Source organism: Pseudonocardia sp. GCM10023141 (assembly GCF_042653605.1).
Window position 1 is genome coordinate 139860 of the sequence record NZ_JBHSIR010000035.1, and the last position, 11639, is coordinate 151498.

The window sequence follows — 11639 nt, forward strand, 5'->3', positions numbered from 1 at the left end:
GCCACCGCGCCGACGTCCAGGCGTTGGCGCCGAGGCGAAACGGTTGGCGCGGTCAGAGCAGCGTCAGGCTGTCGATCTTCCACGTGCCGGCGTCGGAGACCAGTGACATCTTCATCCGGCTGCGGTCGACGCGCGGGTCCTTCGCCTGCGTGTTGGTGATCTTCTGGTCGACGAACAGCACCACGTCCACGCGCGACGTGTCACCCGAGGCGACCCCGGCGTCGACGACCGTGCCCTCCGAGACGCCCTGGTACTGCTTGATGATCCCGGACAGCTGGTCGCTGACCTCCTTGTACTGCTTGGCGAAGGCCGCCGAGGAGTTCTGCGAGACGAGCGTGAAGTTGTCGTCGATCTTGCGGTAGTCGTAGGTGGAGAGGTCCAGCGCGTAGCGCTTGCCGGCGTCCAGCGCGGCGCTGCGCGCACCGGTGAGCGCCGACTCCTGCCGCCAGTTGAACAACGCCAGCCCCGCCACCACCGCCAGCACCAGGAACCCGGCCACCACCGCGAGCACGTGGGGTCGGCGCAGCCATCCCCCGCGACCGACGGGTGCCGGCTCGGGCTCCACCGATGCCGGGGTCGTGGCGTCCAGCATGTCTTCCTCGGTCACGGTCTGGGACATCGTGTCGGGCATCACTGCACTCCCTGTAGCAAGAGCGACGACCACGAGCGGGCGCCGAGTACCTGGTTCTGTCCGCCGTTCTGCCCGAGCTGGACGGGGGTGCCGTCGCCGGTGGTGGCGGCACCGCTCTGCGGGTCGTAGGTGCCGACCCGCCCCGGCGTCGGCACGTTGGCCGCGCCCCGCTGCTGCACGTAGGGCTGGTCGCCCGCGCAGCTCCAGTTCGGCTCCACCGGCATCGGCGCGGTGTCCTGCGGCAGCCGGCGCTGGGCGTCGTAGTAGCAGACCGGCCCGAGCGTGGCCACGAACTTGACCCGCGCTCCCGTCGCCCCACCTGGCACGGGGACGAAGACGCTCGCCAGGTCGTCGAAGCCCCGGGGGATGGTGGCGAAGCCGGTGTTCAGCGCCGCCGTGCGCACGCTCAGCACCTGCCCGACGGCCGCGCCATTGGCCAGGATCGCCGCGGCGCCCTCCTGGTTGTCGTGCATCAGCGGGATGAGCCGGTCGGCGAGCTCATTGCCGCGGTCCACGACCGTGGAGACGTTGTCGAGCTGGCCGCTGACCTGCCCGCTGAGGTCCTTGAGCGTGGCAGCCAGCTGCGGCAGCCGCGACACCAGCAGCGAGGTGGGCCGCAGCAGCTGGTTGCCCTTGGTGGTCAGGTCGATGATCTGCGGTGTCAGGGTGTCGGCGGTGTCGATCAGCGCCATCGAGTTGGCCAGCAACGACTGCAGCTGCGGCCCCATGCCCTGCAGCGCCACGGCCAGCTCGTCGGCGGTGGTGTGCAGATCGGCGGTGTTGATGCTGCTGAGCGTGCCGTAGGCGTCGGCGAGCACCCGCTCCAGCGCCAGCGGGCGCACGGTGCGGTCCTCGGCGATGACCGAGCCGTCCTCGAGGTAGGGACCGGTGTCGGTGTCGGGCTGCAGATCAAGGTGCTCGATGGCCACCGGGGTGTCCATCGCGACGACGGCGGTCGTGGCCGCGGGGATCCGCAGGTCGGTGGTGAGCGACAGCGTGGCGGTGACGCCTGCGCCGCCGAGGCGCACGTCCATCGCCTTGACGGTGCCCACCTTCACCCCGCGGTAGGTGACGAGCGAGGCGGGCAGCAGCCCGCCAGCGTCCGGCATCTGCACCGTGATGCGCTTGCCGCCGCCGAGCACGTCGCGGCTCATGGTCTGGGCGCCCACCAGCACCGCGGCGAGCAGCCCGATGACCAGGAACGCGATGACCTTGAGCCACGCCCCGCGCTCGGTCATCGCAGTACCCCCTTCAGCAGCTGCCCCGGCCCGCCCGGACCGAGGAGCTTCGTGCTGCCGCCGGTGACGAGCTGCCCGAGCAGCGACGTGACCACCTCCGGCACGTCGAGCCGTCCGCTGACGGTGATGTAGTCGCCCGGGATGCCCGCCTTGACGTTCGGGCCGAGCCTGCCGACGTCGGCGAGCACCGCGCCGATCCGGTCGTTCATGGCCGCGAGGCCGTCCAGCGGCGGGCGGATGTTCTTCGCCAGCGCGGTGAACTGGTCGCTGGTGCTGCCCACCACGCCGTTGACGCTGTCGGCGAGCGGCCGGATCTTCGCGACGAGCTCGTTGAAGGAGTCCTTCTGCGCCAGCAGCGCCTCGATCCCCGGCGTGATCCGGTCGAGCGCCGCGTCGATCGTCGCCTGGTTCTCCCGAGTGTAGGACGCGAGGCGGTCCACCGAGTCGAGCGTGGTGGCGATCTGCTCCCGGTGGCTCTCGAACGTGCCCAGCACCGAGTGCAGCCGGTCGAGCAGGTCCCGGACCTCGCCCTCCCGCCCGTCGAGCGCCTTGTTGGACTCGGCCACGATCGTCGACACCTGCTGCAACCCGCTGCCGCCCAGCAGCATCCCGAGCGCGGCGAACAGGTTCTCGATGTCCGGACCGCGGCTGGTCAGGTTCAGCGGGATCGTGGCACCGGGCGCGAGCGCGTCGCCCTGGGGGCCTGCGGGCGGCCGGAGCACCAGGAACTCCTCTCCCAACGGGGAGGGCAGCTGCAGCCGCGCGGTGGTGCCGGCCGGGATCCGCACCGACGACGCGATGTTCATGTGCACGATCGCGGTGAAGTCCTTGGCCTCCACCGACTCCACGCGCCCGACCGCGCTCTGCCCGAGCCGGATCAGACCGCCCGTCGGCAGGCCCGACGCATCGTCGAACACCGCCGTCATCGGGTAGCTCTCGCCTGTGGGCGCCCGCCCGACGGGCAGGTTCTGGAAGCTGAGCCCGCACCCGCCCGCCAACAGCACCGCCACGAGCGTCGCACCGATGATCATCGCGCGTCTCATCGGCCGCTCCGGGGGAAGTTGAGGAGCCCCAACGGGTCCACGGCCTCCGGAACGGGCACCGGGATCGGGTTGGCCAGGCCGGGACCGTTGCACAGCGGCAGCGGCAGCGCCTTGCAGACGGCCTGTCCGGCCGCGAACTGCTGCAGCTGGGTCGAGACGTCCAGGCGCAGCCGCAACGAGCCGTCGGCGTCGACGGCGTTGCTGACGTTCTGGAACGTCGTCGGCGCCACGTCGAGGGTGTCGACGAGCCGCTGACGCAGCCTCGCGAGGTTCTCACTGACCGCCGCCAGATGGGCGACGGTGCCCGTGAGCTGCCCGGACCTGTCCCGGACCAGCGCGTTGACCTGGTCGAGCACGTCGGCGAGGTCGGTGACGGTGTCGGTGATGCGTTCCTGCTCGGCGCCGAACTCGTCCGACAGCGCGCTGACCGAGCGGGCGAGCTGGTCGATGCTCGCCTGGTGGGTCTGCAGCATGTCGACGAGCTTGCCGAAGCTCGACAGCGCCGCCGTGATGTCGGGGGTGTCGCCCACCAGCACCGAGCTCGCCTGGTTGATGGTGGCGATCGCGTCGCGCACCTTCTCACCATTGCCGTCGAGTGACAGCGCCGTGGTGCGCAGCAGCGGGCCGAGCGTGCCGTCGGGATGCTCCGGGGTCGGCCCGAGCGTGGCGAGCAGGCCGTCGACGGCCTTCGCCAGCTTGTCCCACGCGATCGGCGCGTGCGTGCGCTCCAGCGGGATCTGCGCGCCGTCGGTCAGCAACGCGCCGCCGCGGTAGACCGGGGTGAGCTCGATGTAGCGGTCGGAGATCACGTCCGGCGACATGATGTAGGCGTGGGCTTCGACCGGCACCTGCGTGTCGGACGGCAGCGTCATCACCACGCGCACGGTGGGGCCCTGCGGCTGCACCGACACGACGTTGCCGACGGGGATGCCCAGCAGGTCCACCTTGTTGCCGGGGAACAGGCCGTCGGTGGTGGCGAACGTCGCCGTCACGGTGAGGACCGCGGGTGGGCGGACGAAGGCGTACCAGCCGCTCGCCAGCAGCAGCACCGCGACGAGCCCGGCGAGCACGCCGCGCGACGGGACCCACATCAGCGACACCCCTGCGCGAGACCGGCGACGCACAGGACGTTGTCGGGCAGCACCAGCGCCGGCCCCGAGAGGTCGACCCACGGCCCGTTGCCGCTGGCGTTCGCGACGTAGCGCACGGCGGGCGCCGCTGTCACGAGCAGGTCGCTGATGCTCTTCTCGTTGTCCGCGAGCAGCCCGGCGACCTTGTCGAGCCGGTCGATGAGCGGGCCGAGCTCACCCTGGGTGTCGTGCAGCAACGTGTTCACCGATCGCGTCAGGTTCTGCACGTCCACCAGCAGTGCGTGGAGGGCATCGCGCTCGTCGACGAGGAACTGCGCGACGACGTTGCCGTTGTCGAGCAGCTGCGCGATGCTCGCCTGCTGGCCGACCAGCAGGTCCGACACCGACTTGGCGCCCTTGAGCAGCTGCTGGAACCCCTCGTTGCGCGAGGCCAGCAGCTTCGAGGCACCCGCCACCCCGTCCAGCGCGCCGCCGACGAGCTTCGGATCCGACGGGATCACGTCGCTGAGCGTGGTGATCATCGACTGCAACTTCGTGGTGTCGAGGCCACCTATCGTGTCGCTCGCGGCCCGCGAGAGCGTGCCGATGTCGTAGGGCACCTGGGTGCGTTCGACCGGGATCACGCCACCGGCCGGGAGCAGGTTGCCGCCCGCCGGGGTGATCGCGAGGAAGCGGCGACCGAGGATCGTCTGCAGCTTGATCGCCGCCAGGCTCCGGTCACCCAGCGACTGGCCCTTGTCCAGGCGGAACGCGACGTCGACGTGATCACCCGCGAGGCTCACCCTCGTGACGCGCCCGGCCGGCACGCCCGCGACGAGCACCTGCGCGTCGCCTGCCAGCCCGGCGGCGTTGCTGAACTGGGCGGTGAAGTCGTCGGTGCGCGCGTTGAAGCTGACCTGCGGGACCACGAGGGCGGCCACCAGCAGCACGGCGATCACCACCACCCCGATCCCGCCCAGCAGCAACGGGTTCTTCATCCCGGTCATCGGCACACCGAGCTGTGGACGTTCGGGGGCACCGTGGCCTCGACCGGGCCGACCTTCACCACGAGGTTGCAGAGGTACAGGTTGACCCAGCTGCCGTAGCCGCTCGCCCGACCCAGCCCGTTGAGCGCCTGGTTCACCGACTGCAGGCCGCCGATGAGCGCGTTGCCGTTCTCGTCGACCATGGCCGCCACCGCGTGCAGCGACGTGACGTCCTTCGCGAGATCCGGGCCTGCCCGGCGGGTGACGTCGGCGAGCGTGCCGGCCAGCTGCGATGCGGAGTCGAGCACGTCACCGATCTGCGCGCGCTCGTCGGCTGCCGTCTGCACGAGCGTGGTCAAGGCACCCACCAGATCCGTGAACTGCGCCTGCTTGCCCAGCAGCCCGCTGATCACCACGTTGAGGTTGTCGAGGACCCGCCCGATCACCGCGTCCCTGTCGGTGATCGTCGACGTCACGGCGATCACCTGCTGCAGCAGCTGCACGACCGTGCCCGACTCGCCCTGGAAGACCGCGACGAGCGAGCCGGCCAGCTGGTTGACCTGCGCGGGGTCGATGGACTCGAACAGCGGTTGGAAGCCCGCGAGCAGCGCGGTGAGGTCGACGGCGGGCAGCGTGCGGTTCGCCGGGATCATCGCGTCCGGGGCCAGCCGTCCACCCGCCCCCTTGCCGGCCGTCATCGCGATGTACCGGGCTCCGAGCAGGTCGGCGTAGCGCACGATCGCGCCGGCGTCGCTGGGCAGCACCTGGTCGTCGGTGACCTCGAAGGCCACCTCGGCCATCCCGTTGCGCAGGCTGACGGACTCGACCTGCCCCACCCGGACGCCCGCGACCCGCACGTCGCTGCCCTGCGTCAGGCCCTGCGCGTCGGTGAACTGGGCCGTGTACGACACGGTGGACCGGGGCAACGGCTGCATCAGGGTGTTGACCACCAGCACCGACGCCAGCACCGTGACGACGAGGAACAGTGCCAGCTTGATCAACACTGCGGTGTCTTTCACGACGTATGCACCGCACTTCCGCGCAGCACCGGCCCGAGCAGCAGGCCGCGCAGTCCGTCGGCGCCGGGGTCGGGGGCCGACGGGGCCGGGGTCGGCGCCATCTGCGGCAGGATCTGCTGCAACTGGCTGGTCTCCTCCGGGCTGCCGACCGCGCCGACGGTGCCGCCGGGCGGCGGCTGGGTCGACCACGGCGACGGCACCACAGGTGGGGTCGCCGACCCGCAGTTGGGGCCTGCCATCGCGCCGTAGCGCGGGCAGTCGCGCGGCCCGTAGGTCCGGGTGTCCTCGATGGACAGCACCGCGTCGAGGTTGCTGCGGTGGGACAGCCCGGTGGTGGCCCGGCCCGCGCGCGCCGTGGAATCGAGCACGTCGGGGAGGCCCTGCGGGTTGCGCGCGAGCACGGCGACCACGGGATCGGCGGTGCGCACCACCGTGATGATGTCGTCGTGGTTGCGGTCGAAGAAGGCGCCGGCCTCGTCGGACAGCCCGATGCCCCCGCCCAGCAGCGCGGCGATGTCCTGCTGCTTGGTCACGAGGAACTGCGACACCTGGGTGGCGTTGCGCAGCGTCGTGAACAGGTCCGGCGCCGAGTCCGAGAGCTTGTCGCTGATGCCGGCGACGGTGTCGAGGGTGGGCCCGAGGCTCTCGACGAGCGGATCGAGCTGCACGGCGAGGCGGTGCAGCGTGTCGATGGTGCGACCGATCTCGGGCCCGCGCCCGCGCAGCGTGTCGGCGAACGCCGACAGCACCATGTTGATCTTGGCGGGTTGGATCTCGTTGAGCGTGTCGTAGAGCTTCTGGTACGCGGTGTAGAGCGCCACCGTCTCGGCCGAGTCGTCGGCAGGCAGCGCCGCCCCCGCGGCGATGCCGAGCGGCGCCGCACCGGTGGGCGGTTCGAGGTCGACCACCTGGTCACCGAACAGGGTCAGCGGCAGGATCCGCACCTGCGCGCCGGTCGGGACCCGCGTCATCGCGTCCCGATCCATCCGCATCACCAACGTCGAACGCCCGGCCGGATCGGCCTCGACGCTCTGCAGCGTGCCGACCCGCACGCCGCGGTACTGCACGGCCGACTGCGGGCGGATCGGGCTGCCGAGCACCGCCACCGAGGACGTGATCGTGGGCGAGCTGTCGAACGTCCCGGAGCTGAACAGGACGGCGAGCACGGCGGCCACGACGATCACGACGGCGGCCGCCAGCCCGCGCAGCGCGAGCATCGCCCGCGTCATGATCCGACCCCGGGCAGCTGCGGGGTGAGCCCCCAGAACGTGAAGGTCAGGATCATGTCGATCATGATGATCGCGACGAGACTGGTGCGCAGGGCCCGGCCGGCCGCCCGGCCGACGCCCTCCGGGCCGCCCTTGGCGTTGTAGCCGTAGTAGCAGTGCACCAGCGTCACGACCACCGCGAAGATCAGGGCCTTCAGCAGCGACAGGAAGACGTCCCTCGGCGCCAGCAGCAGCTGGAAGTAGTAGTCGTAGGTGCCCTCGGCCTGGCCGCCCAGGTACACCACCGTGACGCGGGTGGCGAGGTAGGAGGAGAACAGCCCCAGCAGGTAGAGCGGGAACACCGCGATCAGCGCCGCGATCATGCGCGTGGTGACCAGGAACGGCATCGATCGGATGGCCATCACCTCGAGCGCGTCGATCTCCTCGGAGATCCGCATCGCGCCGAGCTGGGCGGTGAACCCGGTGCCGACCTTGGCGGCCAGCGCCACGCTCGCGACGATCGGCGCCAGCTCGCGCGTGTTGACCAGCGCCGACATCAGCCCGGCGAACGGGCTCAGCCCGATCAGGCTCAGGCCGCGCTGCCCCTCGAGCCCGACCTGGGCGCTGGAGATGAACGCCATGGCGAACACGACACCGACCGTGCCGCCGCCCGCCAGCAGCGCCGCCGACCCGAAGCTGATCTCCCCCAGCAGCTTGACGACCTGGCCGCCGTAGGACTTCAGCGTCTTGGGCACCGACGCCACGCAGCGGGCGTAGAACGCGAACTGGTCGCCGAACTCGACGAGGGCGTCGGTGACGCGCCGGAACCGGCTGCTGAGCGCCGTCGGGATGCGGGTGACCATCGTCAGTAGCTCCCCTTGGCCGGGAACAGCACCGGGTAGAGCTCGGTGAGCGTGATGTTGACGACGAAGACCATGAGGAACGCCAGCACGACCGCCTCGTTCACGGCGGTGCCGACACCGCCCGGCCCGCCCTTCGCAGTGAGGCCCTTGTAGGAGGCCACGATCGCCGCGGCCACCGCGAAGAAGAACGCCTTGATCCCGGCGACGACGAAGTCCGACAGCCGGGAGAACTCCGTCATGGTGGCCAGGAAGCCGCCCAACGAGTTGTCGAGGACCAGCACCTGCACCAGCAGGCTGGCACCGATACCGACCGCCATCACGAGCCCGTTGAGCAGCATCGTGACGATCACGGCCGCGATCACCCGGGGCACGACGAGCCGTTCGATCACGGAGATGCCCATGACCTCCAGCGCGTCGGTCTCCTCGCGGATCTTGCGGGAGCCGAGGTCGGCGCAGATCGCCGAACCGCCGACGCCGGAGATCATCAGCGCGCAGATCAGCGGTGACGACTGGCCGACGACCACCAGCGCGACCACGGCCCCGGTGTAGTTCTGCGCACCGAGCTGTCCCGCCAGCGAGCCGACGGTGGTGGCGATGACGACGCCGAGCGGGATCGTGATCAGCAGCGCCGGCATCGTGGTGACGGACGCGAGGAACCACGTCTGCTGCGCCGTCTCGCGCAGCGAGATCCGGCGGGTCGCGATCACCCGGAACAGCGCGAGGACGGTGGCGAGCCCGAACCCGACGAGCTCACCCACGGCCCGCACGGCACGTCCGACGGCGGTATCGGTCAGGTCGACCTGGCGCCGCGGTCTCGCTCGGGCGGGATCGGGTGCTGCCACGGACCGGGCCTCGTCTCGACGATCGGGGGCGTTCTTCGGACTCGCTGGGTACTGCACCGAACAATCAGTGATCGGCATTGTTGGCAGAGCGCCAACGTACATTCGAACAACGAGTGACGATGGCAGGGGTGACGACGGCCTTACGGGTGAACGCCCTCGTCACACGGGTGGACCGGCATCTCCGAGACGCCGGGGAGCGCTCCCCGAAAAGGCACCGTCCCGGAATTCGACCACGATGGATGGACACCTTCGTACGCTCGGCCGGACCAGCACAATGCGCGCGGTCGAATCAGCGCATCCGCAGCCGGGAAACCCTTGTGGGGAATCGGCTCAGTAAGGGTTCCGGGCCGCGCACCGGCACCCGCAGGCGCGCGAGCAGCAGTACCCGTCCTGACCATGACCATCCCGGGGAGCGGAATCTGAACACGTGGGTTGGCAGATATGACACCACACGGCGAAGGCTGTCAAGATGGAGGGATGGACCACGCACCACTGCGCGCCTACGGCGGCGTGTCCGGCGACGAACGGCAGGCCGAGCGGCGCGCCCAGCTCATCGAGGCCGGGCTGGAGCTGCTCGGGGGCCGCGACGGCGAGTCGACGCTGTCGGTGCGCGGGGCGTGCAAGCAGTCCGGGCTCACAGCCCGCTACTTCTACGAATCCTTCACCGACCGTGATGCGCTCGCGGTGGCGGTGCTCGACCACGTGGTCGAGGACATCGCCGTCTCCACGGTCAAGGCTCTCGCGGCGGCGGCACCCGACAGCCGGTCGCAGATCCGCGCCGGGTTGGCCAACATCGTGCACGCGATCTCCGCCGACCCCCGGCGGGGGCGGCTGCTGTTCTCCGCGGCTCCGGGCATCGCCGTGCTCGCCGCGCGCCGCGTCGAGGCCAACCGGCTTTTCGCGCGGATGCTCGCCCGCCATTCCCAGGAGTTCTACGGGATCCGCAACGGCCCGGGCCTCGGCCTGATCACCGAATTCCTCGTCGGCGGCATGTCCCAGACGCTGGCCGCATGGCAGAACGGGTCGTTGCAGATGTCAGCGGAGCGACTCGTCGAACGTTCTACGGAAATGTTTCTCGCCGTCGGAAATCCGTCAGATGCGGGCGCGCCGGCAGGGAGAGCAGGCGCAATCGCATCCGCGAAGACCTGAACCGCTCCCGGTAGATCGGGTCGCCGCTTCGTCCTTGGCGATCGCCCGCCAGGTCGCGATGCCTCATGGAACCGGCCCGAACGCCCACTGGTTCCGGTCCGATCATGAACCAGTAGGCGCTCGGGCGGTCAGGAACGGCGGTCGACCGGGCGGCGCTGGGCGCGCAGGCGCAGGAAACCGAGCTGGGGCATGTCGCTGGCCACGCCGTCCACGGTGTTCTCGACGCGGGACAGGCCCGCAGCCATGTCCCCCGTGCGCTCCACCATCTGCGAGAACGCCAGCAGCACCTCGCAGACGATGCGCACCATCACGATCACCACCAGCACGAGCACCGGCACGACCGCGAGCGCGATCAACCCCCACCACCACGCCGCGACGAAAGCGGCCACGAGCACGACCGCTCCCGCCGCCGTCGTGACGACCGTGACCAGGAAGAACAGGTACGGCAGGAGCATCGGCGTCAGGTGGTCACGCAGCGACGGGTCGAACAACCTGCGCAACGACCGCAGTTGCGGGCGCGGCGGCACGTACCCCGGTGGGACGGGGGCGGCGAGGGGTTGCTCGCTGACGGGCGCGGCGACCACCACGACCTCCAACTCCTCGTGCGGCTCCGGGTCTGCCCCGGGCACGTCCGGTTCCCTCATGCGACGTCCACCTGTTCGGCTGGTGTTACCGATGGTAGCGAGGCGTCGCGGGGAGAGGAGGACCGGAGGGAGTCAGACCGCCGTCATGTCGCTCTGCGCCGGGCTGCCGTGGCGCGCGAACACGCGGTCGGCAAGCGGCGCGAACACCAGCGCGATGGCGCCCCACAGGATGACCTGGGCCCCCACCGAGTAGAGCCGGAAGCGGTAGAGGAGGTCGGCGTCGAAGCCGGGGAAGACGATCGCACCCTTCGCGTCGAGCAGCGGTTGCGGCGTCTCGGTGAGCAGGCTCCCGGAGACCTCGACGTTGGCGGTGAGCTGCCCCAGCGGCGGCAGCAGCGCCATCACGACGCCGATCAGCACCACGAAGGCCAGCCCGGCGAGCAGCGCGGCGTTCCAGGTGCCGAACCGGGCCTGCAGGCGCTGGCCGAGCCAGACGACCAGCACCGCGAACACGACCGACGCCACGACCATGACCCCGTACAGCCCGGCCCGCTGCGAGATGGTGTCGCCGTTGCCGATGGCAGGCGGGTTGGCCGGGTACTTGAGGAACGGCACCAGGTAGAGCGAGAGGAACCCGGCGAGCGCCACGAGCAGGGTCAGCTGGCGCGGCCGGATGGAGCCGGTACGTCCGTACGCCGTGCAGTAGGCCACCGCGAAGAAGCAGCCGACGGCGAGGCCGAACAGAACGATGCCTACCCCGATGCCCAGGTTGCCCTGCACGGCACGGCTGAACAGCTCGGGCGCCTCCGCCTCGGTGGCGCCCTCGAGTGCCGCCTTCGCCGCGTCCCGCCCGCCCTCGTAGTCGATGGCGGCCTGGAGGACCGGCTCGGCGAAGAGCAACGAGAACACGTACGCGAGCAGGCCACCGACGACGCCGGCCAGTGCTCCGCGCAGGACGAGGGCCCGCACCATCTGTTCAGTCCGATCCGTGGCAGTTCAGGGGGAG

Annotated in this window: 12 protein-coding genes; 1 reads left to right on the plus strand and 11 read right to left on the minus strand. The window is 70.6% G+C overall.

Features of this window, described 5'->3' with window-relative positions:
• Nucleotides 1–52: 52 nt before the first annotated feature.
• From ACFPFQ_RS20915 to ACFPFQ_RS20955, 9 genes are read right to left on the minus strand one after another with little or no spacing between them, the layout of a single operon-like run.
• A complete protein-coding gene (locus ACFPFQ_RS20915) occupies nt 53–631 on the minus strand; it encodes a hypothetical protein (protein WP_379621309.1) in 579 nt (192 codons plus the stop codon).
• Complete coding sequence (locus tag ACFPFQ_RS20920; protein ID WP_379621311.1) at nt 631–1869, minus strand: MlaD family protein; 1239 nt, start codon at nt 1867–1869, stop codon at nt 631–633. The genes ACFPFQ_RS20915 and ACFPFQ_RS20920 overlap by 1 nt, the downstream gene beginning before the upstream one ends.
• Complete coding sequence (locus ACFPFQ_RS20925; protein WP_379621313.1) at nt 1866–2912, minus strand: MCE family protein; 1047 nt, start codon at nt 2910–2912, stop codon at nt 1866–1868. The genes ACFPFQ_RS20920 and ACFPFQ_RS20925 overlap by 4 nt, the downstream gene beginning before the upstream one ends.
• Nucleotides 2909–4003: an MCE family protein gene (locus tag ACFPFQ_RS20930; protein ID WP_379621315.1), complete on the minus strand. Its 1095-nt coding sequence runs from the start codon at nt 4001–4003 to the stop codon at nt 2909–2911. The genes ACFPFQ_RS20925 and ACFPFQ_RS20930 overlap by 4 nt, the downstream gene beginning before the upstream one ends.
• On the minus strand, nt 4003–4989 hold the full coding sequence (locus tag ACFPFQ_RS20935; protein ID WP_379621317.1) for an MCE family protein: 987 nt from the start codon (nt 4987–4989) through the stop codon (nt 4003–4005). Before ACFPFQ_RS20935 ends, ACFPFQ_RS20930 begins: the two co-directional genes overlap by 1 nt.
• Nucleotides 4986–5987, minus strand: coding sequence for an MCE family protein (locus ACFPFQ_RS20940; protein WP_379621319.1), 1002 nt, complete (start codon nt 5985–5987; stop codon nt 4986–4988). The genes ACFPFQ_RS20935 and ACFPFQ_RS20940 overlap by 4 nt, the downstream gene beginning before the upstream one ends.
• Nucleotides 5984–7216: an MCE family protein gene (locus tag ACFPFQ_RS20945; RefSeq protein ID WP_379621321.1), complete on the minus strand. Its 1233-nt coding sequence runs from the start codon at nt 7214–7216 to the stop codon at nt 5984–5986. The genes ACFPFQ_RS20940 and ACFPFQ_RS20945 overlap by 4 nt, the downstream gene beginning before the upstream one ends.
• Nucleotides 7213–8058 carry an MlaE family ABC transporter permease gene (locus ACFPFQ_RS20950; RefSeq protein ID WP_379621323.1) on the minus strand — a complete coding sequence of 282 codons (846 nt, stop codon included), beginning with the start codon at nt 8056–8058 and terminating at the stop codon, nt 7213–7215. Before ACFPFQ_RS20950 ends, ACFPFQ_RS20945 begins: the two co-directional genes overlap by 4 nt.
• A 2-nt stretch (nt 8059–8060) precedes the next feature.
• Complete coding sequence (locus ACFPFQ_RS20955) at nt 8061–8816, minus strand: MlaE family ABC transporter permease (protein ID WP_379621325.1); 756 nt, start codon at nt 8814–8816, stop codon at nt 8061–8063.
• 561 nt (nt 8817–9377) lie between these two features.
• Between ACFPFQ_RS20955 and ACFPFQ_RS20960 the strand changes: the two genes are divergently transcribed.
• Nucleotides 9378–10049, plus strand: coding sequence for a TetR/AcrR family transcriptional regulator (locus tag ACFPFQ_RS20960; protein WP_379621327.1), 672 nt, complete (start codon nt 9378–9380; stop codon nt 10047–10049).
• A 128-nt stretch (nt 10050–10177) separates the two neighbouring features.
• Here the strand turns inward: ACFPFQ_RS20960 and ACFPFQ_RS20965 are convergent, their stop codons facing one another.
• Nucleotides 10178–10693, minus strand: a complete 516-nt coding sequence (locus ACFPFQ_RS20965) for a DUF4282 domain-containing protein (protein ID WP_379621329.1) — start codon at nt 10691–10693, stop codon at nt 10178–10180.
• Nucleotides 10694–10765: 72 nt separating this feature from the next.
• On the minus strand, nt 10766–11605 hold the full coding sequence (locus ACFPFQ_RS20970) for a CbtA family protein (protein ID WP_379621331.1): 840 nt from the start codon (nt 11603–11605) through the stop codon (nt 10766–10768).
• Nucleotides 11606–11639: the final 34 nt, after the last annotated feature.

Coding starts and splice junctions, on each gene's coding strand:
- ACFPFQ_RS20915 (WP_379621309.1), bottom strand. CDS start 631: ATGCCCGACACGATGTCCCAGACCGTGACCGAGGAAGACATGCTGGAC.
- ACFPFQ_RS20920 (WP_379621311.1), bottom strand. CDS start 1,869: ATGACCGAGCGCGGGGCGTGGCTCAAGGTCATCGCGTTCCTGGTCATC.
- ACFPFQ_RS20925 (WP_379621313.1), bottom strand. CDS start 2,912: ATGAGACGCGCGATGATCATCGGTGCGACGCTCGTGGCGGTGCTGTTG.
- ACFPFQ_RS20930 (WP_379621315.1), bottom strand. CDS start 4,003: ATGTGGGTCCCGTCGCGCGGCGTGCTCGCCGGGCTCGTCGCGGTGCTG.
- ACFPFQ_RS20935 (WP_379621317.1), bottom strand. CDS start 4,989: ATGACCGGGATGAAGAACCCGTTGCTGCTGGGCGGGATCGGGGTGGTG.
- ACFPFQ_RS20945 (WP_379621321.1), bottom strand. CDS start 7,216: ATGACGCGGGCGATGCTCGCGCTGCGCGGGCTGGCGGCCGCCGTCGTG.
- ACFPFQ_RS20950 (WP_379621323.1), bottom strand. CDS start 8,058: ATGGTCACCCGCATCCCGACGGCGCTCAGCAGCCGGTTCCGGCGCGTC.
- ACFPFQ_RS20960 (WP_379621327.1), top strand. CDS start 9,378: ATGGACCACGCACCACTGCGCGCCTACGGCGGCGTGTCCGGCGACGAA.
- ACFPFQ_RS20965 (WP_379621329.1), bottom strand. CDS start 10,693: ATGAGGGAACCGGACGTGCCCGGGGCAGACCCGGAGCCGCACGAGGAG.
- ACFPFQ_RS20970 (WP_379621331.1), bottom strand. CDS start 11,605: ATGGTGCGGGCCCTCGTCCTGCGCGGAGCACTGGCCGGCGTCGTCGGT.